The organism is Acidimicrobiales bacterium, assembly GCA_035547835.1.
In the GTDB taxonomy this organism is placed as follows: domain Bacteria; phylum Actinomycetota; class Acidimicrobiia; order Acidimicrobiales; family Iamiaceae; genus DASZTW01.
In genome coordinates this window covers 17014-39899 of the sequence record DASZTW010000007.1, presented here as the reverse complement: position 1 = coordinate 39899, position 22886 = coordinate 17014, and the positions used below count along the sequence as shown (strand labels likewise).

The window sequence follows — 22886 nt, the reverse complement described above, 5'->3', positions numbered from 1 at the left end:
GGCGCGACCGCACATCGAGACTGCCGCTCGATCGCTCAGCGGGCGAACAGGGCGGCGAGCGCGGCGGGAACCGACGACGGGCCGGTGACGGGCTGGCAACGACCACCGACCGACTCGGCCAGGGCCCGGGCCTCCTCCGCGTCGTCGTGAGGGGCGAGGACGGCGAGCTCGCCGACGGCGGTGAGCGACCGGGCGGCCTCGATCGGATCGTCGCCGGCGGTCGGCCGCCCGTCGGAGAGCAGGATGGCCAGGCGGCGATGTGCTCGGGAGCGGGCGAGCTGGACCGTCGCCTCGTGCAGCGCGCCGGCGAGGTCGGTGGTGCCGTGGCCACGCAACGACAGCAGGTCGCCGATCACCTCGTCGGTCGAACGCAGGCCGCCTTGGCGTTGCAGCACGAGCGTGCGGTCGCTGAATGCGAGGACGCTGTGGTCGTCAGGTGCCCGCAGCGCCAAGCAGGCCGCGGCGACCGCGGCGGTCGCCAGGCGCTCACCGCCCATCGACCCCGACCGGTCGACCACAAGGCACAACGCCAACGACCGCTCCGCCCACCACCGGCCGCGCAGGTCGTCGACCGACGGCGGCCGCCCGCCGGCCCGCGCCTCGATGAGCGGGCCCAGGCTGGCGTCGAGATCGAGGTCGCCACCGGTGTCGGGCAGGCGGGTGGTGCGCAGCCGGCCGGCTGAACCGCGGCCCTCGCGGCTGACGGGCGCTGCGAGGTCGATCACCACGCGTCCGGCGAGTTGGCGGGCCAGGGCGCGAAGCCGGGGGTCCGTCGCGCCGCTCAGGTCGGCCAACAGGGCGAGCGCGGCGTCGAGGTCGTCGGTGGCCAGCTCGTCGAACGCGGCCTGGTCGAGCGCGCCGGTCTGTGGGGACACCTGCTCGAAGCGCTCGTGCCGGCGGGACAGATCACGGCGGCTCTCGGTGCGCCGCTGCGCGTCGTCGACCGCGTCCTGGCGCTCCTGGTCACGGTCGGCGTCGTCGGAAGGGGGTTTCAGCCCCGGTGCGGGGCCGCGGCTTTTCCCGCGTCGGCCGCCTCGCCGTCACCCGCCTCGTCCCGGCCCTGCCGGGCAGGGTCGAACACTTCGGCCCACAGCTCTCGGATGATGTCCTCGGCGGGGCGCGCCACGCCTTCACGCACCCGGATGCGGCCCGACAACGCCACCAGCGCGGCGTCGAGGCCGAGCGCGGGGTCGGCCGGCGTGCCACCGCGCAACGCCGCGAGCGAGGTGGCGACCATGGCCGTGTCGATCGCGCCACGGACCGACGACCCGACCCGCACTTCGGGATGCGTGCGAGTGCGCCGGACGACTTCGACCACCTTGGCCAGCCAGTTCGCGTCGGCCCGCAGCGGGCTCGGCGACGGGGCCTCGTCGGGCTCTTCACCGCTGAGCGCGAACGCCACCACCCGCGCTTCGTCGGCCGCGGGTTGGTAGTCGACCACGAGGCGGCACGTGCGGTCGTAGACCGCGGACGAGATGCGGGCGGTGCCGACCGCGTCGAACGGGTTCATGGCTGCCACCAGGCGGAACCCCGGCGCGGCGTGCACCACCCCGAGGCGTGGGACGTGGAGCTCGCGCTCGCTCATCACCGTGATCAGCGCGTTGAGCGTCTCCTCGGGCACACGGTTCAGCTCCTCGACGTACAGCAGGGAGCCGTTGCGCAACGCCGCCACGAGCGGACCATCGACGAACACGTCGGGCGAGTAGCCCTCGGTGAGCACCAGCGCGGGGTCGAAGTGGCCGACCAGGCGCGCCGGGGTCAGCTCGGCGTTGCCCTCCACGAACTCGAACCCCACACCCGTCTCGATCGCGATCGCGCGCAACAGCGTGGACTTGCCCGTGCCGGGCGGGCCCTCGAGCAAGATGTGGCGGCCGGCGTCGAGCGCCGCGAGCACCAGCTCGACCTCGCGGTCGCGGCCGACGACGCGGCTCGCGAGCCGGGCCCGGAGCCCGGGCGAACGGAGGTCGGTCAACGGTGCTGCGTCACTCGTAGATCAAGACGCCACGGATGTTCTTGCCGTCACGCATGTCGGCGTAGCCCTGGTTGACGTCTTCGAGCTTGTACGTGCGGGTGACGAGCCCGTCGAGGTCGAGCTGACCCTGGCGGTACAGCTCGAGCAGCTTCGGGATGTCGTAGCGCGGGTTGGCCGAACCGAACAGCGATCCGACCAGGCCCTTCTCCATGAGCGTGAGGTCGAGCATGCTGAGGCTCGCCGACATCTCGGTCCACGGCGTGATGTTGGTGATGATCGCCCGCCCGCGCTTGGCGACGAGGCCCATGATCGCGGCCATCTGCGAGCCGTCGCCGACGCCCATCGTGACGATGACCTTGTCGCACATGCGACCCCACGTCTCGCCTTGGACCAGGTCGAACGACTCTGCCGCGGTCGTTCCGGTGTGGGTGGCGCCGAACTTCTGGGCCTGCTCCCGCTTGAACTCGACGGGGTCGATGGCGAAGATCCGCTCCGCGCCGGCGAGCTTGGCGCCCTGGATGGCGTTCATGCCGATGCCGCCCGCGCCGATCACCGCCACGTTGTCGCCCGGCGAGACGCCCGCGGCGTAGACCGCGGAACCCCACCCGGTGGTGACGCCGCAGCCGACCAGGCAAGCCTTGTCGAGCGGGATGTCGTCGTCGATCTTGATACACGACGCCTCGTTGACGACCGTGTACTTCGCGAACGTGCCGAGGCAGCACATCAAGTTGAGGTCGCGGTCGTTGGCGTGGTGGCGGCTCGTGAGGTCGGCGATCTGCTTGCCGGTGGCGAGGAACTGGCCGAGGTCGCACAAGTTCTGGTGACCGGTCGAGCACGACGGGCAGCGACCGCACGCGGGGATGAACCCGAACACCACGTGGTCGCCGACTTGGAGGCTGGTGACGCCTGGGCCGACCTCCTCGACCACACCGGCGCCTTCGTGGCCACCGATGATCGGCAGCTCGAAGGGCAGGTCGCCCGTGACGAGGTGCTCGTCGGAGTGGCACATGCCAGAGGCGGCGAGCTTCACGCGCACCTCACCCGCCTTGGGATCGTCGAGCTCGACCGTCTCGATGCTCCAGTCAGCACCGGTCTCCCACAACACTGCGGCTTCGGTCTGCACCTGCGTGCCCCCTTCGGTTCGTCGCCTGTCGCCGCATCCTAGTGGTGCGTCTGGCAGTTGGCGGGCGGCCCAGGCGGCCCTCGCCATCGCTGGACGGCGTCCCCGTCCTGACCGCTGCTTCGGCTACGCCTTCGTCGTGCGTCCCTGCCAGCGGCGCCGAACGACGAGCCTGACCACCAGCTCACCCTCCTCACCTACCCGACAGACCACCTGGGCAGATCTGACCGGCCGTTCAGGCCCCGAGCCTGTGGCACGTCGCACGTCGCTGCTCGTACCGGCGCGAGGCCGGCGGCCGGTAGTGTCCGACGTCGACGGGGCGATCGTGTTCGACGCTCCGCACGATGACGGCACTCCTCAGGGGGAACAACGTGAGCCCAGACACGACGACGGCCGACCAGGTCACGACCGACGACACCGACGAGGCCGTCGAAGAGGTCCTGGTCGAGGAGATCTCGATCGACGGCATGTGCGGGGTCTACTGAGCCCGGCACTCGAGGCTGGCTCCCCGCTGCGGCGTCGCCACCCATGACCGTCACGCTCGACCGCGCGTTCGCGCTCGACCCGCAAGTCGCCCTCCGGCCCGAACCGTTCGGTGCGCTCGCGTACCACTACGGCAACCGCCGGCTGGTGTTCCTCCGTTCGCCCGACATGGTCCGGGTGGTGGAGGGGCTCGCCGAGGCGCCGACGGTGGCCGACGCCCTCCGCACCGCTGCGGTGGCCGAGTCGCGCTGGCCGTCGTTCCTGTCCGCCCTCGACCATCTGGCGTCCTCTGAGGTGATCCGTGCCCGTTGACCTTGCCCCCGAGCCGACCACCGGCCGCCCTGCCGCCGGCCCGGCGCGCTTGGCGCATGACCTCAAGGGTGGGCTCGACGCGCCCATCTGCCTCACGTGGGAGCTCACGTACGCGTGCAACTTGGCGTGCGTGCACTGCCTGTCCTCGTCGGGTCGCCGCGATCCCCGCGAGCTCACCACGACCGAAGCGAAGGCGGTGATCGACGAGCTGCGACGCATCCAGGTCTTCTACGTCAACGTCGGCGGGGGCGAACCCACGATCCGGCGCGACTTCTTCGAGTTGGTCGACTACGCCATTGCCAACGACGTCGGCGTGAAGTTCTCCACGAACGGCAGCCGGATCACGCCCGAGGTGGCGCGCCGACTCGCCGGCACCGACTACCTCGACGTGCAGATCTCGATCGACGGCGCGACCGCCGGGGTCAACGACGCCGTGCGCGGCGAGGGTTCGTTCGCCATGGCCCGCACCGCCATGGACAACTTGGCCGCGGCCGACTTCGGACCGTTCAAGATCTCGATCGTGGTCACCCGCCACAACGTCGATCAGCTCGACGACTTCGAGGCGTTGGCGGCGTCGTACGGCGCGCAGCTGCGCGTCACCCGCTTGCGGCCGTCCGGTCGCGGCGCAGACACCTGGCACGAGCTGCACCCCACCAACGACCAGCAGCGCACGATCTACCGCTGGCTGCTCGACCGTCCCCACGTGCTCACCGGCGACTCGTTCTTCCACTTGTCGGCCCTCGGCGAGCCGCTGCCGGGCCTCAACTTGTGCGGCGCAGGACGGGTGGTGTGCCTGATCGACCCGGTCGGCGACGTCTACGCCTGCCCGTTCGTGTTGCACGACGAGTTCCGCGCCGGCTCGGTGCGCGACCCGGGCGGGTTCACCAAGGTGTGGCGGGAGTCGGAGCTGTTCCTCAGCTTGCGCGAGCCGGAGTCCGAGGGCGCCTGCTCGTCCTGCGGCCAGTACGACGCCTGCCAGGGCGGCTGCATGGCAGCCAAGTTCTTCAACGGCATGCCGCTCGACGGACCCGACCCCGAGTGCGTGAACGGCCACGGCGAAGCCGCGCTCGCCGCCTTGGTGGCCGACGGGGTGCCCGTCCCGTCGCCCGGCCCAGGTCACTCCAAGCCGGCCGGCGCCGGCCCGCAACCCGTCGCCTTCACCCGTCGCGCACCTGCCTGAAGCCGCCGCGCCACCTCGCATGACCGAACGGGGGTGGTGATCTGGCCACTGGGGCCACCACCACGCTCCCCGGCTCGGGATCTTGGGCTTGGGGATGGGTGCGGGGCGGTGGTGAGGATCAGCTGGTGCCGAGGGCGACGTGGAAGCCGTCGGGGATGACGATGTCGGCGGGGGTCAAGTCCGCGATCGACGGCTTCGACAAGCCGAGCAGCACGGCGTCGATGCCGCTGCGCAACAGGTCGAGGACGTTCTCGACGCCTGCTTGGCCGTTGGCAGCCAGCCCCCAGAGGTACGCCCGACCCAGCATCACCGCTCGGGCGCCGAGGGCCACTGCCTTGACCGCGTCGGCGCCGCGCCGCACGCCGCCGTCGAGGACGATCTCGATGTCGTCGCCCACGGCTGCCTTGATCGCCGCCAGTGCACGGATCGGTGCGGGCGTGGTGTCGAGGTTGTTGCCGCCGTGGTTCGACACCGAGATGCAGGTGGCGCCGAGGTCGCGGGCGCGCCGGGCGTCGTCGACGCGGATGACGCCCTTGATCATCAGCGGGCCCTCCCACTCGGCACGCAGCCAGGCGAGGTCGTCCCACGTGGCGGGCGGCGTGCCCATCCACTCGCCGTACGCCTCGAAGAAGGTGGGGGCCGGCTGCCCGTCGAGCTGCATGTTGGGCACGGTCAGATCGGGCAGCTTCTTCGTCTTTGCCCAGTCGAGCAACCAGCGAGGGCGCAGCGCCACCGGCACCGCGTAGCGCTTGGCAGCCTCGACGTCGATGTGCTCGGGGATGAACGGGCTCCCCCAGTCGCGGCCGTTGGCGAACGACCAGTCGAGCGTGACGATCAGGCCGGCCGCACCTGCGGCGCGGGCGCGGGCGATCCGTTGCGCCATCTGGTCTTTGGTGCCGCACCAGTAGATCTGGAAGAACGTCTGCGGGTTGGCCTCGACCACTTCCTCGATCGGCTTGCTCGCGAACGAGCTGAGCCCCATGGCGGTGCCGCGCGCCGCAGCGGCGCGGGCCACGGCCACTTCGCCGTCGGGGTGGACCGCCTGCACACCGGTGGGCGAGATCATGACCGGCATCGAGATCGGCTGGCCCATCACGTTGGTGGCCTGGTCGCGGGTGGCCGGCTTGTTGGCGACTTCCGGCGCGAAGCCGAGGCGGGAGAACGCCTCGACGTTGCCGTCGCGCGACACGCCGGCTTCGGAGCCGGCCAGCAGCGCGCCGTACACCGGCGCGGGCAGCCGCTTCTTCGCCCGTCGCTGCGCTTCGGCCACCGTCTCGAACCATGCGTCTGCCATGGCCGGACTATATTGACACTCAGTGTCAAAGTCCAACGCACCCAGCGGGCGACCGCCGGCCACCAGCCGCGCCGAGCTGGAGGCCGTCGCGCTCGACCTGTTCGCGGACCAGGGGTTTGAGCGCACGACCGTCGACGACATCGCCGACGCGGCCGGCGTGTCCCGCCGCACGTTCTTCCGCTACTACCCCTCCAAGAACGACGTGGTGTGGGGCGCGTTCGACGAGCTGCTCGCGTCGATGGACCACTGGCTGGGCGCCGCACCGCCCTCGACCCCGGTGCTCGCCGCAGTGGCGGGAGCCGTCGTGCGGTTCAACTCGCTGCCCGCCGGCGCCGTACCGGAGCACCGCCAGCGCATGGCCCTGATCTTGCGGGTCCCGGCGCTGCAAGCCCACGGCACCCTCCGCTACGCCGACTGGCGCGCCGTGATCGCCCGCTTCGTGGCCGGGCGCCTCGGCACCGACCCGTTCGCGCCGATCCCCCAGCTCGTCGGGCACGTGTCGCTCGCGGTGTCGGTGGCCGCGTACGAGCAATGGCTCGCCGACCCGGACGCCGACCTCGCCGGGCTGCTGCAAGCCGGCTTCGCCACCCTCGGCAGCGGCCTCGACTTCGACCAGCTCGACGGGGGCGACACAGCGGCCGACGGGGTCGGCAGGGGCGACACGGCTGGCGGGCGCGCTGCGGGCGCCGCCAGCCCCCCGAGCCACCTGGCGGAAGCCCGCAGCCCAGACCTGGACGCGTCGCACCCGGTGCTGCTCGTGCCGCTCGGCAGCGTCGAGCAACACGGGCCGCACTTACCGCTCGACACCGACACCCGGGTGGCCGTGGCAGTTGCCGAGCGGGCTGCCGACGACCTCCGTCGCCGCGGCCATGCCATCGCCGTCGCGCCGGCGATCGCGTACGGGTCGTCAGGCGAGCACGCGGCGTTCGCCGGCACCTTGTCGGTTGGTCAGATCGCCCTCGAGGCCCAGCTGGTCGAGTTGGGGCGGTCGGCCGACCACTTCGCCGGCATGGTGATCGTGAACGGTCACGGCGGCAACGTCGAAGCGCTCCGCCGGGCGGTCGACCGCCTCCGCCACGAGGGCCGCAACGTCGCCGGCTGGTCGCCTCGCCCCGCCGGAGGCGACGCCCACGCAGGGCGAACCGAGACCTCGCTCCTGTTGCACCTCGCGCCCCGCTCGGTCCGCCCCGACCTGGCCGAGGCGGGCAACACGGCACCGCTCGGCGAGCTGCTCGCGGACCTGCGCAAGGGCGGGCTCGCGGCCGTGACCCCGAACGGCGTGCTCGGGGACCCCACCGGTGCGACGCCTGGCGAGGGCGAAGCGCTCCTCGACGCCCTGGTGGCCGACCTGTCCGCCGTGGTCCATGCGGTGGTCGATGCGGTGGTCGATGAGGCCTCGACCTGCCCACCAGGCGGCTCGGGCACTACCCTTCCGTCGTGACCTCTCCGAGCACGGCGCTGGCCGCCGAGCTGACCCCGAAGGTCGAGGAACTCCTCGACCGCCACCTCGACATGGCCAAGGAGTGGTTCCCCCACGAGCTGGTCCCGTGGGACCGCGCGGCCGGGCGCGGCATCGACGATGCGGATCGCGACTGGAAGCCCGACATGTTCCCGATGTCGGACGGGGTCCGCAGCGCCTTGTTCGTCAACCTCCTCACGGAGGACAACCTGCCGTACTACTTCCACACCATCGACCGGATGTTCGGCCGCGACGGGGCGTGGGGCGAGTGGGCGCGGCGGTGGACGGCCGAGGAAGGTCGGCACTCGATGGTGATCCGCGACTACCTCACGGTCACCGATGCGCTCGACCCGGTCGAGCTGGAGCGATCCCGGATGGTGCAGGTGTCGCGGGGTGTCGTGCCCGAGCCCGCCGACCCGGTCGACGGACTGGTCTACGTGGCCTTGCAGGAGCTGGCCACCCGCATCGCCCACCGCAACACCGGCAAAGCGCTCGACGACCCGGCCGGCATGGCCGTGATGTCACGGGTCGCCGCCGACGAGAACCTGCACTTCCTCTTCTACCGCGACCTCGTGGCCACCGCGCTCGAGATCGACCCGTCGACCGTGCTGGCGTCGATCGAGCGCCAAGTCCGCGACTTCGAGATGCCCGGAACCGGCATCCCGGCGTTCACCGAGCACGCCAACGCCATCGCCCGAGCGGGGATCTACGACTTCCTCTTGCACCACGACCAGGTGCTCGTGCCGGTCGTGTTGCGCCACTGGGCCATCGAGAAGGTCACCGGCCTCACCGACGCGGCCGAGCAAGCCCGCGACCGCGTGCTCAAGCGCATCGAGCGCATCGGGAAGGCCGGCCAGCGCCTGGCCCGCCGGGCGGCAGAGCGCGCTGCGGAAGCCGCCGGCGGCGCCACCCCGCGGCTCGTCTGAGCCGGCGACGGGCTTCCCGGCCCATCCGTTCACGTCCTAAAACGTGCCCATGGCTTCCGACGACGGCAGGTCCGACCCGCCCGTTGCACTGGTGACCGGCGCCGCGCGCGGGATCGGCGCTGCCACCGTCCGAGCGCTGCTCGCCGGCGGGTGGGCGGTCGTGGCCACCGACGCGTGCGCAGACGACCCGGTCCTCAGCTATCCCCTGGCCAACCAGGCCGACCTCGAAGCTGTCGTGGCCGACGGCGGCGACCGGTGCATCGGCGTGGTGGCCGACGTGCGCGACCAGGCCGGCCTCGACGCAGCGGTGAAGACCGCGGTCGACACGTTCGGCGGCCTCGATGCCGCGGTGCCGGTCGCCGGCGTGTTGCGAGGCGGCCACCCTGCCTGGGAGACGACCGAGGCCGCGTGGCACGTGCAGCTGGACGTCAACCTGACTGGCGCCTGGCGACTGGCGCGCGCCGCGGTCCCGGCCATGCTCGCCCGGCCCGAGCCGCGCCGCGGCCGGTTCATCGCCGTGTCGTCCGCCGCGGGCGTGAAAGGGCTGCCGATGCTGGCCGCCTACTCGGCGTCCAAGCACGGGCTCGTCGGACTGGTGACCTCGATGGCGGCCGAGCTGGGCCCATACGGCATCTGCGCGAACGTCGTCTGCCCCGGCTCCACGGTGGGCCCGATCCTCGATGCGAGCGCGGCGGTCTACGGCCTCGACTCGCCGGAGGAGTTCGCGACCCACCACCTGTTGCCCCGGCTCTTGCGCCCCGAGGAGATCGCGGGCGTGATCGCCTTCTTGTGCGGACCTGGCGGGAGCGGCATGACCGGCGCCGTCGTCCCAGTCGACGCGGGCATGGACGCCCGGTGAATACGGCAACCCGACGCCGCCCGCGACGAGGCGGACGGCAAGACGGACGTCGACGCGGGCATGGACGCCCGGTGACCACGGCAACCCCCGTGGTGCCGGTGTCGGCGAGGGGGGAGCCGTCTGTCCGGCACATCGGGGCAACGGTCGCGAGAGCTGGGTGGCGGACCCGTCGGGTCGCTCGCCCGAGCGTTGCCCCGGCACCGCCGAGCCGACCTCCGTGGCGCTGAGCCGCTGGGTGCTCGACCGGGCGACACGCCTCCTGCCCGTCCGAGGCGGGGGCACCGCGCTGCTCGGCGGCTCGCCGTTGTCGCTGCTGCGTCTCACCCCGGCGGGGGCTGCGCTGGTGCGGCGGGCCGAGCGTGGCGAACCCATCGCGGTCGAGTCCCTGAGCGAACCGGCGCAGGGGCTGCTCGACCGGTTGGTCGACTCCGGCGCGATCGTGCCCGTGTGCTCGCCGGAGGACGGCCCTTCGCCCGGCGAGGTGGCGGTGGTGATCCCGGTGTTCGATCGCCCGGATGGGCTCGCGACCACGCTCCGCTCGCTGGCCCGGGTCAGTCCTGACGTGGCCGAGGTGGTGGTGGTGGACGACGCCTCCACGGACCCCGACCCGGTGCGCGAGGTGGTGGCCGGCACCGCAGCCATGACCGGCGCCCCACCCGTGTCGCCGCGCGTCACCACGCCAGCCTCCGACGTGGACGGCCGGGTGTCACCCACCCGCGCCCGGGCTCCCGGCTGGCCGTGGCACATCCAGTTGGTGCGGCGACCCGTGAACGGCGGCGCCGGCGCGGCACGCAACACCGGGCTGGCCGCCGCCCAATCGCCTTTCATGGCGTTCGTGGATGCCGGGTGCGAGGTGCGTCCGGGTTGGTTGGAGGCGCTGCTCCCCCACTTCGCCGACGAGCGGGTGGCCTTGGTCGCCCCGCGCGTGCGTGGTCGCGAGGCTGGACCCCACACCCGCACCGGCGCGGCCAGCTGGGCCGGCGAGTCGCGCACCGCGGTGGCTCGCTACGAAGCCGTGCGCTCGGCCCTCGATCTCGGGGCCGACCCCGCACCCGTCCGGCCCCGGTCACGGGTGCCGTACGTGCCGTCGACCACCTTCGTCGGCCGCGCCACCCACCTCCACGAGGCCGGTGGGTTCGACGAGGAACTGAAGGTGGGCGAAGACGTCGACTTGGTGTGGCGCCTTCACGAGGCCGGGCATCGGGTGCGCTACGAGCCGGCGGCGGAGGTCGGCCATGACCACCCGACCCGCCTCGGCCCGTGGCTGCGGCGGCGGGTCGACTACGGCACGTCGGCGGCACCCCTTGCCGCGCGCCACACCGGCATGCTCGCCCCGCTGGGTGTGTCGCCCTGGAGCGCCGCCGTGTGGGCACTGACCGCGGCGGGACATCCGGTCGCGGGGGCCACCATCGCCGGTGGAACGGCCGTCGCCCTCGGCAGGCGCCTGCGCGACCGCGGTCTCGTCCACCCGATCGCCGAGGCTGCCCGCCTGACCGCGCGAGGGCATGTGGGTGCGGGACGGTTGATCGCCCGATCACTCACCCGCGCGTGGCTGCCGATCACCGCGGCCACCATGGTCCTGTCCGGCCGCGGCCGGCGAGTGGCGCTGGCAGCGGCCGTGGTGCCGGCACTCGTGGACTGGTGGACACTCCGCCCCGCCCTCGACCCCGCCCGGTTCGTCGCCCTCGCCACCGCCGACGACATCGCGTACGGCGCCGGCGTGTGGCTCGGCGCCGCCCGGACCGGCACCTGGGAGCCCGTCACCCCCGCGCTCACCCCCTGGCGCCCCTGACCCACCCTGCTGTGCGCGCTCAACCACCCACCAGGTGGCCAAGTGCTCACAGCAGGGGTTTTTGCCAGGGATCGGGGGAGGTGGCGGGGTCGAAGTCCGCGGCGTCGGCGCGGACTTGACGCAGGAGGTGACTCAGGTCTCGGGCCGCGGCGTCGTCGAGTGCGCCGAGGCCGAACTGGGTGTCGTTGAGCACGAGCGTGGCGTCCTCCACCAACTTGCGCCCGTCGTCGGTGAGGACGGCCAGCGTTCGACGCCGGTCCGCCTCGTCGGTCTCGCGCACCACCAGGCTGCGTTCTGCGAGACGGTCGATGGTGTTGGTCACGCTCGCCGGGTGCACCATCAGCCGCTCCCCCATCTTGCCCATGGGCAACGAGCCATGGCGCGTGAACGCCAGCAACCGCAACGCCTCGTAGCTGGCGAAGGTGAGATCGAACGGCTGCAACGCCCGCTCCACGGCCGCCAACACGAGCTGCTGGGCCCGCATGATCGACGTGATCGCCGCCATGTGCTCGGCTGCGTCGGGCCAGGCACCTCGCCATTGTCGCCACGCCTCCGCGATGGGGTCGAACGACAACGGTTCCGGCGCCACGGGGCCGACGGTAGCCCGCGCACCGAGCCGCATCGGGGCTGCCAGGGCCGCCGGATCGCCGCCGGCCCCCGAGCTCGGGACTCGAGCACCCCGTCACCCCCGCCGGCGCCCTGCCGCAACTGGAACGTGTTCCACTACAGTCAGCTCTACCGCAGCAACGCTCAGGGGGACGCATGCACGCGTACGACAAGCTCTACATCGGAGGCGAGTGGGCCGCGCCCGCCGGCAGCGACACGATCGAGGTCATCTCGCCTGCCACCGAGGAAGTGGTGGGCCGGGTGCCTGACGGCACCACCGCCGACATCGACGCGGCGGTGGCTGCGGCCCGCAAGGCGTTCGACGAAGGCCCGTGGCCCCGCCTGTCCCCCACCGAACGGGCCGACGCGGTGGAGAAGTTCGCCAACCTCTACGCCACCCGCCTCGACGACATGGCCAACATCATCAGCACCGAGATGGGGTCGCCGTTGCTGTTCGCACAGCTCGCCCAGGCGCCGATGCCGTACATGATGTTGAACTACTTCGTGGGCCTGGCACGCGAGTTCCCGTTCGAGGAAGAGCGCCAGGGCATGCTGGGCAACGTGCTGGTGCGCCACGAGCCGGTCGGCGTGGTCGGCGCGATCGTGCCGTGGAACGTCCCGCAGTTCACCACCATGTCGAAGCTCGCCCCGGCGTTGGTTGCCGGTTGCGCGGTGGTCCTGAAACCCGCTCCGGAGACCCCGCTCGATGCGTTCCTCATGGCCGAGATCGCCCATGAAGCCGGCATCCCAGCCGGCGCGATCAACATCGTGCCGGCGGGCCGCGAAGTCGGTGAGCACCTCGTGACCCACCCGGGTGTCGACAAGATCGCGTTCACCGGCTCCACTGCTGCGGGCCGCAAGATCGCGGCGCTGTGCGGTGAGAACCTGAAGCGCTGCAGCCTCGAGCTCGGCGGCAAGTCCGCGGCGATCGTGCTCGACGACGCCGACCTAGGCCAGCTCACCGAGGGCCTCAAGATGGCGTCGTTCATGAACAACGGGCAGGCCTGCGTTGCCCAGACCCGGATCCTGGCGTCGCGGAGTCGCTACGACGAGGTGGTCGAAGCGCTCGCCGACCTCGCCAACGGCTTCAAGGTCGGTGACCCACTCGACGCCACGACCGAGATCGGCCCCTTGGTGTCCGCCCGCCAGCGCGAGCGCGTCGAGGGCTACATCAAGATCGGCCAGGACGAGGGCGCCAAGGCCGTCACCGGCGGCGGCCGCCCGGCAGGGCTCGAAAAGGGCTGGTACGTCGAGCCGACGATCTTCGCCGGCGTCGACAACGACATGCGCATCGCCCGGGAAGAGATCTTCGGCCCGGTCCTGGTGGCGATCCCCTACGACGACGAAGCCGACGCGCTCCGCATCGCCAACGACTCCGACTACGGCCTGGCCGGCACCGTGTGGACCGCCGACGTCGACCATGGCATCGACATCGCCCGGCAGGTGCGCACCGGCACGTACGGCGTCAACGGCTACCTGATGGACATCAGCTCGCCGTTCGGCGGCTACAAGGCGTCGGGCATCGGCCGGGAGTTCGGCCCCGAGGGGCTGAGCGGTTACCTCGAGCACAAGTCGATCGCGCTCCCCGGCTGACCGACCTCCGAGCGTCGACCCGATCCGTCGGCCCCCTCGAGGTCACGGCACCGCGCCCGAGCGGCGCCATAAGCTCGCCCGATCGTGCAACGTGCATCGGGGCACGCGGCTGGTGACCGCGACGACGCGAAGCTGGGAAGGCTGATCGGGGCCACGCTGCGGGCCGCGCTCGGCGCGGTCGCGATCGCCGTCGCGCTGGCCAGCGCGAGCACCCCCGTCGGTGCGCAGCCGGCCGCCGTGAGCATCCCCGTCGGTGCGCAGCCGGCCGCAACCGGGGAACCCGCCGCCACCTGCCCGCCGCTGCCGACACCTGACACCGGTCGGGTGATCTTCGGCCAGTTGTGCCAAGTGATCGACGGGCGGGCGCAGTTCGCCAAAGGCGTCCGGATCACGGTGAGCCACGACGGCACCCCGATCGGATCGGTGCGCACCGACCGTCAGGGCAAGTGGCAAGTCGACGTCCCGGACGCCACCACGTACCGCGTCGTCCTCGACGTGTCGACCCTCCCTGAACCCTTCGGCCTCACCGACAAGTCCAAGACCGTCCTGCCGGCCGTCGACACGTCGTTCGGGAGCACCCGCGCACTGTTCCCGCTCGGCCAGGCGGCGAGCGGCCCTGGAACGCTGTCCGAGTTGCTGAAGCTGCTCGGCACCGGCGTGAAGCTCGGCTTGGTCATCGGTGTCGCGGCGTGCGGGCTGTCGATGGTCTACGGCGCCACCGGGTTGATCAACTTCGCCCACGGAGAGCTGGTCACGCTCGGTGCCCTGTTGACGTACCTGCTCTCGACGACACCGGGGTTCGGGCACCTCTGGCTCGGCCTCGCCGCGCTGATCGCCGTGCTGCTGGTGGCCTTGTTCGGGACCGCCACCGACGTTGTGTTGTGGGCGCCGTTGCGCCGCCGGCGGGCCGCCTTGCTGTCGATGATGGTCGTGTCGATCGGCTTGTCGGTGCTGTTGCGGAACGTCTTTCAGATCTTCTACGGACCCACGGCCCGGCTGTACGGGCAGTACTCCGTCCAACGAGAGTTCGGGATCGGCCCCTTCTCCCTGGTGCCGAAGGACTGGACGATCATCGTGGTTGCCACCGGCGTGCTGCTCGCCGTCACCGCCCTGATCAAGTACTCCCGGCTGGGCACCGCAATTCGGGCGGTCGCCGACAACCGGGACTTGGCCGAGGCCTCCGGTATCGACGTCGACGTCGTGATCCGCTGGGTCTGGTTCATCGGCTCGGCGCTGGCCGGCCTGGGCGGGATGCTGTACGGGCTGACCCAGGACGTGAAGTTCGACATGGGTTGGCTGCTGCTGCTCGCCCTGTTCGCGGCGGTGGTGCTCGGCGGGCTCGGCTCCGCCTACGGAGCGATCCTCGGCGGCCTGTTCATCGGCATCGTCCAGGAAGTCGCCACGTACTGGCTGGACACGAGCTACCAGTTCGCGGTGCCGCTCGCAGTGCTGGTCGTCGTGCTGTTGTTCCGGCCACAAGGGCTGTTGAGCCAGCGGGAGCGGTTCGGATGATCCGGCGAGGGGCGCACTGATGGACGTGTGGGGCGTGTTCCTGATCGCGTTGACGTTCGCGGTGGGATCGAACGGGGCCACGTACGCGCTGTCGGCCGTCGGCCTGAACGTGCAGTTCGGCTACACGGGCCTGTTGAACTTCGGTCACGTCGCCTCGATGGGCCTCGGCGCCTACGGCGTGGCCATCGCGGTCCACCAATGGCACTGGTCGCTGTGGGCGGGCGTGGCGCTGGGCTTCGGACTGTCGATCGCTCTCAGCCTGCTCGTGGGCTTCACGACCCTCCGGCTGCGCGCCGACTACCTGGCGGTGGTGACGATCGCCATCGCCGAGATGCTGCGCATCGTGGCCAACGCCGCACCGAGCAAGAGCGTCACGAACTCCGCCGAGGGCATCAACTTGTTCAACGGGACGTACCGAAGCCTCGACCCGTTGTCGACCGGCAGCTACGGCTGGGGCCGCTTCTCGTTCACCAGCACGGAGCTGTGGACGATGATCGTCGGCTGGGGCCTCGTGGCATCGAGCTCGCTGCTCGTGTGGGCGTTGATGCGCAGCCCGTGGGGCCGGGTGCTGCGGGCCATCCGCGAGGACGAAGACGCGGCGCGCGCGCTCGGAAAGAACGTCTTTGCCTACAAACTCCAGAGCCTCGTGCTCGGCGGCGCCATCGCCGCGCTGTCGGGCATGCTCATCGCGCTGAACGACGACTACACGGACCCCACGAAATGGGTCGCCGGCTTCACGTTCTACGTGTTCACCGTGGTGATCCTGGGCGGGCCCGGCCGGATCCTCGGTCCGATCGTGGGCGCCATGCTGTTCTGGTTCCTGCTCGAGTTCAGCGAAGGCCTCCTCAACACGGTGACCAGCCACCACTTCGCCGGCCTCTGGGGCTGGCTCGACCCGGTGCTGCACCATCCGATCGATGCCGGCACGCTCGCGGCGGTCCGCTTCGCACTCGTCGGTCTCGGGCTCATGCTGTTGATGATCTTCCGACCCCAGGGGATCTTCGGCGACAAGGCGGAGATGATGCTCCATGACTGACGTCGCGCTCGCCGGCATCGCGCCCGAGCCGGGCGTCGCCAAGCCCGACCCGGTGCTGGTGATCGACGGCGTCCGCCGCCGCTACGGAGGAGTGCTCGCGGTCGACGTCGACCACCTCGAAGTGCAGCAGGGCCTGATCACCGCGTTGATCGGACCCAACGGCGCCGGCAAGACCACGCTGTTCAACGTGCTGACGGGGTTCGACCACTCCGATGAGGGTCATTGGTCGTTCGGGGGCCGCGGTGTCACCGGAGCTCGGCCGCACCGCCTCGCACAGCTCGGCATGGTGCGCACGTTCCAGCTCACCAAGTCGCTCAACCGGATGACGGTGCTGGAGAACCTCCTGCTGGCGGCCCCCGGGCAGCGCGGCGAACGCTTCTGGTCCTCTCTGGTGCCCGGATCGTGGCGCGGCCAGGAGCGCGCCAACGCGGCGCGGGCACGAGAGCTGCTCGAGCGGTTCAACCTCGGTCACATGGCGGACGAGCTGTCGGGAGGCCTGTCCGGCGGCCAGCGCAAGCTGTTGGAACTGGCTCGGGCGTTGATGGTCGGCCCGCAACTGGTGATGCTCGATGAACCCATGGCCGGCGTGAACCCGGCGCTCACCCAGTCGCTGCTCGGTCACATCAAGGCGCTGCGCGACGACGGCCTCACGGTGATGTTCGTCGAGCACGACATGGACGTGATCATGTCGATCAGCGACTGGGTCGTCGTGATGGCCGAGGGTGCGATCATCGCGGAGGGCCGACCGGGCGATGTGGCGGGCAACGAGGACGTCATCGCCGCGTATCTCGGACGGCACCACGACGAGTCGATCGAGCAGCTCGAAGCCGAGTCGCAACCCGACGGCCGGACCGGCCGCGCCCCCGAGGCGCGGCCCGACGAGCCGTCCGCCGACGACGATCCTGATGCCGGCGGGCGAGTGTGATGCGCGACGCCGCCGAGCCGCGCCCGGCGCATCACGAGGCGCTGTTGGAGGCCACCGACATCGTCGCCGGCTACCTGCCCGGGGTCGACATCCTCCACGGCTGCTCCCTCACGCTGCACGAGCACGAAGTGGTCGGCGTGATCGGCCCCAACGGCGCGGGCAAGTCCACGCTCATCAAGGCGCTGTTCGGGCTGGTGCCGGTCCGCAGCGGAACCGTGTTGTTCCGCGGCCATGACATCGCCCGGGCCAAAGCTCACGACCTCGTCGCCCTGGGCGTCGGTTACGTGCCGCAGACGCAGAACGTGTTTCCCTCGCTCACCATCGAGGAGAACCTCCGGATGGGTGTGTACCTGCGCCCGAAGGCGTTCGCGGCACGGCTGGCGGAAGTGGCCGAGCTGTGGCCCATCCTCTCCGACCGCCGCCACGAGCGTGCCGGCCTGTTGAGCGGCGGGCAGCGTCAGATGGTCGCGATGGGTCGCGCCCTGATGATGGAGCCCGAGGTGTTGCTGCTCGACGAGCCCTCGGCCGGCCTCTCCCCGATCAACCAGGACGACGTGTTCCTGCGGGTGAAGGAGATCGCCGACGCGGGCGTGTCGATCGTCATGGTCGAGCAGAACGCACGGCGCTGCCTGCAGATCTGCGACCAGGCTGTCGTACTCGACCAGGGACGCAACGCCCGGGTCGGCACCGGCCAGGAGCTGCTCGACGACCCCAAGGTCGTCCAGCTCTACCTCGGCACGCTCGCCGCGGGCCGCCGCGACTGACCCGACCCACCGTCCGTCCCCCCGTCCGACCCACCGTTCTGGGCTGCTTTCTACGCGTCCCAGCGCGTAATTCTCAGCCCAGAACGGTCGGGAGGGGGCCGGCGGTCGGCGTCAGCGGTCCTCGTCAGCCGACGGCGACGTGCTGCAGTGTCTTGTACGTGCCGTCGGCTTGGAACTCGTACAGCTCGTAGTCGCCCTTGCTGGGCTCGCCGTACTTGTTCAAGTTGAGCTGGCCGGCCGCGCCGACGTAGTTGATGGTCTTTCCTTGCGCCAAGAGGTCCTTGCACTGCTTGAACGACGTGCACTTCTCGCCGTTCTTCGACGTCACTGCGGCGAAGTTCTTGGCGATGTCGTACGGGGCGTTCGACTTGGCCTTCTCGGCGGCCAGCGCGGCGATGGTGACGCAGTCATAGGACTGTGCCGAGTAGATCGGTGACGTCACCTCCGGCGCGAACGCCTTGAGCTGCGACGCGAAGTCCGGCGTGCCACCTTCGGGTGCGGCCGACGCCGCGGTCCCCTTGATGCCCGCCACCGACGCCGGGTTGTTGGGATCGACGTTCTTGTAGAGGTCGTTCGACTGCAAGCCGTCGGTCACGTACGTGGGCAGCACCTTGGGGCCCTTGCCCTTTTGCGCCAGCGACTTCAGCACCGCACCACCCGTGTCGGGGTACGCCACGATCACGATCGAGTCGGGGTTCGACCGCAGCGCCTTGTCGACGTCGGCGTCGAACGACGAGCCCTTCGGGTCGATCGGCACCGTGGTCACGATCTTCGCGCCCGCACTCGACAACCCTTGTTGCAGGAAGGGCACGAACCCTTGGCCGTAGTCGTTGTTCAGCGCGATCACCGCCACCTTCGAGTGGCCGTCGTTGGTGATGGCCTTGGCCAAGGCGGGGCCTTGGAGCTCGTCGGGCGGAGCTGTGCGGAAGTACAGGCCCTTGTCGGGGTACTGGGTGAGGTCGGCACCCGTGTTGGAGGGCGAGCACTCGACCGTGCCGCTCGAGACGATGTCGCCTATCACTTCTTTGGTGGTGGCCGACGACGCGGCGCCGAGGATCATGTCGACCTTGCTCTGGTTGATGAGCTGGCCGACGTTCGCCTTGGCGAGGTCGTTCTGCGAACCGCCGCCGTCATCCTTGGCGACCACGGTGATCTGCTTGCCGTTCACGCCACCAGCCGCGTTGATGTCGCGCACCGCCATCTCGCCGGCCTTGACCATCGGCGGGCCGAGCTGCGACAGGTCGCCAGTGAGGGGCAACAGGGTGCCGAGCGTGAAGCCGGCGCTGTTGCCCGTCTTGCGTCCACCGTTGTCTGCTGGGCTCACCGCGGCGACGGTGGTGGTCGCCGCAGTGCCACTTGACCCGGTGTCGCCGGTCTTGGTCGTGCTCTTGCTGGAGCTGCACGCGGCGGCGACGAGCGAGATCGCCACCACCGGAACCAGCCACTTCACCGACACACGTTTGCTACGCACCACACGCCTTTCGGTCGATTGCAGAGCTGCGGCGTCCACCCCTGGGACGCACGCGGGGATGGTAACCCCCACGTGCGCGGCGAGGCGGGCCAACTGCGCTCCGTAGCCGAGCCGGCACCGCCGACACCGGAGCGACCGTGGGCGACCTTCGACTGTGACCGTCGGCGTGGCAATGGCCGTGGCCGTGGCCGTGGCCGTCAAGCCACGGGTGGCTCAGCTGACCAGGGTGTCCCAGCTGGTGAGGTCGGACAAGCGTTTGTCGTTCGAGAAGACCTCGACGATGGGCTCCTCGAGCCGCAAGCGCGTGCGCAGCCGGCGGACTGCCAGCTCCTCGTTCCACAACAGCAACGTGGCCACCGCGCCCGACGCGCCGGCTCGGGCGGTGCGCCCGGAGCGGTGCAGGTAGTTCTTCGGGTCGTCGGTGGGGTCGTAGTGGATCACCACATCGACGTCGTCGATGTCGAGTCCACGTGCCGCCGCGTCGGTGGCCACCAGCGCGTGGACCTTGCCGCTCGAGAAGTCGGCGACCGCCCGGGTGCGATCGCGTTGACGCAGGTCGCCGTGCATCGCGGCGACGTCGAAACCGAGGTCCTCCAAGTCGCGCACCAACCGGTCGGCCGCGCGCTTGGTGTTGCAGAAGACGATCGTGCGGTGCGCGCTGGCGATGATCGCGCCGGCGACTTTCGCTTTGTCCATCTCGTGTACCAGCAAGAAACGATGCGTCATCGCCTCGATGCTGACCTGGGCATCGCCGACCTCGTGACGGACCGGATCGGTCTGATAGCGGGTGACCAGGGCTTGCACGGCGCCGTCGAGGGTGGCGGAGAACAGCAGGGTCTGGTGTCCACGCGGCGCGTGGCGCAGCACCCACTCGACTTGGGGAAGGAAACCCATGTCGGCCATGCGGTCGGCTTCGTCGACCACCACGAACGAGAGGTCGGCCAACGACACCTCGTCGCGGTTGATCAGGTCGATGAGCCTGCCAGGCGTCGCCACCAGGACTTCGACCCCGCGCTCGATGGCCCGGATCTGGCGGTTGATGTCGACACCGCCGTACACCGGCTCGACGCGCCGTTCCACCGCGGCGCCGAGCGGCTGGAGGACCTCGCAGACCTGCATGGCCAGCTCCCGTGTGGGCACCAGGACCAGCGAGGTCGGGCGCCCTTTGTCGGCCGGCGTCGTGCGCTGCAGCAACGGGATGCCGAACGCGAGGGTCTTGCCGGAACCGGTCTTGGCCTTGCCACAGACGTCTGTACCGGCGAGCCCGTCAGGGATGGTCTGGGCCTGGATCGGAAAGGGCTCGGTGATCCCGGCCCGGTTCAGGGCATCGACGATGCGTGGGTCGACGCCCAACGAGGCGAACGTGGGCAAACAACGCTCCTGCTTCAGGGGAGCCGGACGCGTGTCGACGCGCCTCGTGGCATCCCGTGGATCTCCCCAGGCTACCGACCGTCGCCCTCGACCACCGCATCGGCGGCCAGCACCGAGCGGGTGTCGTCGACGTCGCGGTGCATCTGGGCGACCAGGTCGGCGATGTCGTCGTAGCGTTCCTGGCCTCGCAGCCGGCGGACGAACCGGACGTGTGCAGCTTCGCCGTACAAGTCGCCGTCGAAGTCGAGCAGGTGCGCCTCGAGCAAGCGGAGACCGTGGTCGGCGTACACCGTGGGGCGGCGACCGAGCGACAGAGCAGCCGGGTGCACGCTGCCATCGGGCCGCACGTACCACCCGGCGTAGACCCCGTCGTCGGGCAGCGCGGTCGAGTCCGGCAAGGCGATGTTGGCCGTCGGGAAGCCCCAGTCACGCCCGCGCTTGTCGCCGTGCTCCACCACGCCGCGAACTTCGTGGGGTCGCCCGAGCAGCTCGTTGGCGCGTGCGAGGTCACCTGCAGCGAGCGCCGCGCGGATCGCAGTGGACGACACGCTCGTACCGCCGCCGGCCGGCTGCCCGTCGAGCCCGACCAAGTCGAGGACCTCGACGTCATAGCCCCGGGTCGCGCCCAACTCCCGCAACAGCTCGACGTTGCCCTCGCGCTTGTGGCCGAAGTGGAAGTCGGCGCCCACCGCCACGAGCCGGGCGCGCAGGCAATCGACCAGGACCTCGTCGACGAACTGCACGGCCGGCTCTTTCGAGCGGGCCTCGTCGAAGGTGAGGACGAGCACGTAGTCGATCCCGGTGGCGTCGAGCAGCCCGAGCTTCTGGTCGAGCGTGCTGAGCAGCAGGGGGGCCGAGTCGGGCCGCACGACCGTGGCGGGATGGCGATCGAACGTGACGACCGCGGTGGCCAACCCACGCTCCGCGGCCCGCCGCCGCACCTCGGCGATCACGAGCTGATGACCGCGGTGCACGCCGTCGTACGCGCCGATGGTGACGGCACAGCCGTCGACGGGGCGCGGGCACGCACGGAGGTCACGGATCACGTCCAAGCGGGCACCAAGCTACCGCCGCCTCTGCTGGTCGCCCGACTCCGAACCGGCGCTCAGCTGCCGGTCCACCCCTGGGCGAGAAACGCCACGGCGGCACCCATCTGCGGGTTCCAGGTCGCGAACGTGTGGCCGCCTGGTGGATGGCGGACCACGTAGGTCATGCCGTACCGGTGGAGGATCGCCGCGAATCGGTCGGCCTCGCCACCGATCGTCCCCTGCTGGAGCGGGGTCTTGTCGTCAAGGCCCTCGACCAGGAACCACCGCAGCGACTTCGCGGCCGGTCGCACCAGCACGTCGGGTGCGTGGAGGGCGTCATGGCCCTTGAACACCCCCGCCGGATCGTCGACGTGGAAGTAGCCGCCGAACGTCAGGACCTGGCGATACAGGTCAGGGTGTCGCAGCGCGATCGACGCGGCGCCGAAGCCGCCCATCGAGATGCCACCGATCGCGCGCAGCTGTGGCGTGCGGGGATGGTCGCCTTCGACCTCGGAGATCAGCCGCTCGGTCACGAACGTCTCGATCATGAACCGGTGGTCGTCCGCGTCGGACCATTCCGTGTCGGTCCCGTCGGCCACCTCTCCGTCGGGCATCGCCACCACGAACGGCACGCCGGTCTGGCACATCCCCGCGTCGAGCGCCGCGACCGTACCGAACTGCACGAACGTCGACGGGTGGGTGGTCGAACCGTGAAGCAGGTACAGGATGGGGATGTCGCTGCGGTCCGGCCCGGGCGGGCGATGCACGAGGACGACCCGGACGCCGCCCACGGCGGTGGGGTCGGGTACGCGCACGACCTGATCGCGGCCGGGTCGCGTGCACTCCGGGGCCTTGCCGCGGCCGACGCGTGCGACTCTCGTGGGCAGCGTCGTGGTCGTTGGGCGCCGCGCAGGCCTCGAATGATCGGCTGTTGCCACCCGGCCCTGCGCGCCGGGACTCGACCGCGCGAGCTCGCCCCCCGCGCGGCCGCACCCCGCCACGGCGAGCGCCAGCGCCGACGCCACGAGCAGGCCCCGGACCGTCCGAGCTCGGCGGCGCGGCTGACAACCGGATCGGGCGGACACCGCGACCACGGTACCGTCCGACCCGCGCACCGACCCGGGCTTGATCGGCATACCTGTATCAGTTAGTAAGGTATCCCTAACAGTCCCGAGTCGGAGGT

Annotated in this window: 21 protein-coding genes; 12 read left to right on the top strand and 9 right to left on the bottom strand. The window is 70.8% G+C overall.

What is annotated here, in order from left to right; translation table 11 throughout:
• Nucleotides 1-35: 35 nt before the first annotated feature.
• From VHA73_07220 to VHA73_07210, 3 genes are all read right to left on the bottom strand, one after another.
• On the bottom strand, nt 36-875 hold the full coding sequence (locus VHA73_07220; protein ID HVX17807.1) for a vWA domain-containing protein: 840 nt from the start codon (nt 873-875) through the stop codon (nt 36-38).
• Nucleotides 876-991: 116 nt separating this feature from the next.
• Complete coding sequence (locus VHA73_07215; GenBank protein ID HVX17806.1) at nt 992-1972, bottom strand: MoxR family ATPase; 981 nt, start codon at nt 1970-1972, stop codon at nt 992-994.
• Nucleotides 1973-1982: 10 nt separating this feature from the next.
• Nucleotides 1983-3095, bottom strand: coding sequence for an NDMA-dependent alcohol dehydrogenase (locus VHA73_07210; GenBank protein HVX17805.1), 1113 nt, complete (start codon nt 3093-3095; stop codon nt 1983-1985).
• 341 nt (nt 3096-3436) lie between these two features.
• Here VHA73_07210 and mftA point away from each other — a divergent pair, with 341 nt between their 5' ends.
• The 3 genes from mftA to mftC are packed head-to-tail and all read left to right on the top strand — an operon-like array spanning nt 3437 to nt 5067.
• Nucleotides 3437-3577 (top strand): mycofactocin precursor MftA, encoded by a 141-nt coding sequence (gene mftA / locus VHA73_07205; protein ID HVX17804.1) that lies wholly within the window; start codon nt 3437-3439, stop codon nt 3575-3577.
• 43 nt (nt 3578-3620) lie between these two features.
• The gene (gene mftB / locus VHA73_07200) at nt 3621-3887 is read left to right on the top strand and encodes a mycofactocin biosynthesis chaperone MftB (protein ID HVX17803.1); all 267 of its coding nucleotides are present in this window, start codon (nt 3621-3623) and stop codon (nt 3885-3887) included.
• Nucleotides 3877-5067 carry a mycofactocin radical SAM maturase gene (gene mftC / locus VHA73_07195; protein HVX17802.1) on the top strand — a complete coding sequence of 397 codons (1191 nt, stop codon included), beginning with the start codon at nt 3877-3879 and terminating at the stop codon, nt 5065-5067. The genes mftB and mftC overlap by 11 nt, the downstream gene beginning before the upstream one ends.
• 118 nt (nt 5068-5185) lie before the next feature.
• Here mftC and mftD read toward each other — a convergent pair whose 3' ends face one another.
• Nucleotides 5186-6361 (bottom strand): pre-mycofactocin synthase MftD, encoded by a 1176-nt coding sequence (gene mftD, locus VHA73_07190; protein ID HVX17801.1) that lies wholly within the window; start codon nt 6359-6361, stop codon nt 5186-5188.
• 22 nt (nt 6362-6383) lie between these two features.
• On the opposite strand from mftD, the gene mftE reads away from it, so the two are divergent.
• The 4 genes from mftE (at nt 6384) to mftF (ending at nt 11397) form a co-directional block, all read left to right on the top strand.
• Nucleotides 6384-7802: a mycofactocin biosynthesis peptidyl-dipeptidase MftE gene (mftE, locus tag VHA73_07185; GenBank protein ID HVX17800.1), complete on the top strand. Its 1419-nt coding sequence runs from the start codon at nt 6384-6386 to the stop codon at nt 7800-7802.
• Nucleotides 7799-8746: an acyl-ACP desaturase gene (locus VHA73_07180; GenBank protein HVX17799.1), complete on the top strand. Its 948-nt coding sequence runs from the start codon at nt 7799-7801 to the stop codon at nt 8744-8746. The genes mftE and VHA73_07180 overlap by 4 nt, the downstream gene beginning before the upstream one ends.
• Before the next feature lie 49 nt (nt 8747-8795).
• Entirely contained in the window at nt 8796-9605 is an 810-nt protein-coding gene (locus VHA73_07175) for a mycofactocin-coupled SDR family oxidoreductase (protein ID HVX17798.1), read from the top strand.
• Between the two features lie 157 nt (nt 9606-9762).
• Nucleotides 9763-11397, top strand: coding sequence for a mycofactocin biosynthesis glycosyltransferase MftF (gene mftF / locus VHA73_07170; GenBank protein ID HVX17797.1), 1635 nt, complete (start codon nt 9763-9765; stop codon nt 11395-11397).
• A 46-nt stretch (nt 11398-11443) separates the two neighbouring features.
• Here the strand turns inward: mftF and VHA73_07165 are convergent, their stop codons facing one another.
• On the bottom strand, nt 11444-11986 hold the full coding sequence (locus VHA73_07165; protein HVX17796.1) for a MarR family transcriptional regulator: 543 nt from the start codon (nt 11984-11986) through the stop codon (nt 11444-11446).
• A gap of 173 nt (nt 11987-12159) precedes the next feature.
• On the opposite strand from VHA73_07165, the gene VHA73_07160 reads away from it, so the two are divergent.
• The 5 genes from VHA73_07160 (at nt 12160) to VHA73_07140 (ending at nt 17833) form a co-directional block, all read left to right on the top strand.
• The gene (locus VHA73_07160; GenBank protein ID HVX17795.1) at nt 12160-13596 is read left to right on the top strand and encodes an aldehyde dehydrogenase; all 1437 of its coding nucleotides are present in this window, start codon (nt 12160-12162) and stop codon (nt 13594-13596) included.
• Nucleotides 13597-13680: 84 nt separating this feature from the next.
• Nucleotides 13681-15108, top strand: a complete 1428-nt coding sequence (locus tag VHA73_07155; protein HVX17794.1) for a hypothetical protein — start codon at nt 13681-13683, stop codon at nt 15106-15108.
• Between the two features lie 19 nt (nt 15109-15127).
• Complete coding sequence (locus VHA73_07150; GenBank protein ID HVX17793.1) at nt 15128-16144, top strand: branched-chain amino acid ABC transporter permease; 1017 nt, start codon at nt 15128-15130, stop codon at nt 16142-16144.
• A complete protein-coding gene (locus VHA73_07145; protein ID HVX17792.1) occupies nt 16137-17069 on the top strand; it encodes an ABC transporter ATP-binding protein in 933 nt (310 codons plus the stop codon). Before VHA73_07150 ends, VHA73_07145 begins: the two co-directional genes overlap by 8 nt.
• On the top strand, nt 17069-17833 hold the full coding sequence (locus tag VHA73_07140; protein HVX17791.1) for an ABC transporter ATP-binding protein: 765 nt from the start codon (nt 17069-17071) through the stop codon (nt 17831-17833). Before VHA73_07145 ends, VHA73_07140 begins: the two co-directional genes overlap by 1 nt.
• 124 nt (nt 17834-17957) lie before the next feature.
• Here VHA73_07140 and VHA73_07135 read toward each other — a convergent pair whose 3' ends face one another.
• From VHA73_07135 to VHA73_07120, 4 genes are all read right to left on the bottom strand, one after another.
• The gene (locus VHA73_07135) at nt 17958-19283 is read right to left on the bottom strand and encodes an ABC transporter substrate-binding protein (GenBank protein ID HVX17790.1); all 1326 of its coding nucleotides are present in this window, start codon (nt 19281-19283) and stop codon (nt 17958-17960) included.
• A gap of 234 nt (nt 19284-19517) precedes the next feature.
• Entirely contained in the window at nt 19518-20675 is a 1158-nt protein-coding gene (locus VHA73_07130; protein ID HVX17789.1) for a DEAD/DEAH box helicase, read from the bottom strand.
• A gap of 71 nt (nt 20676-20746) precedes the next feature.
• Nucleotides 20747-21721: a bifunctional riboflavin kinase/FAD synthetase gene (locus tag VHA73_07125; GenBank protein HVX17788.1), complete on the bottom strand. Its 975-nt coding sequence runs from the start codon at nt 21719-21721 to the stop codon at nt 20747-20749.
• A gap of 59 nt (nt 21722-21780) precedes the next feature.
• Entirely contained in the window at nt 21781-22518 is a 738-nt protein-coding gene (locus VHA73_07120) for an alpha/beta hydrolase-fold protein (GenBank protein ID HVX17787.1), read from the bottom strand.
• Between the last annotated feature and the right edge of the window lie 368 nt (nt 22519-22886).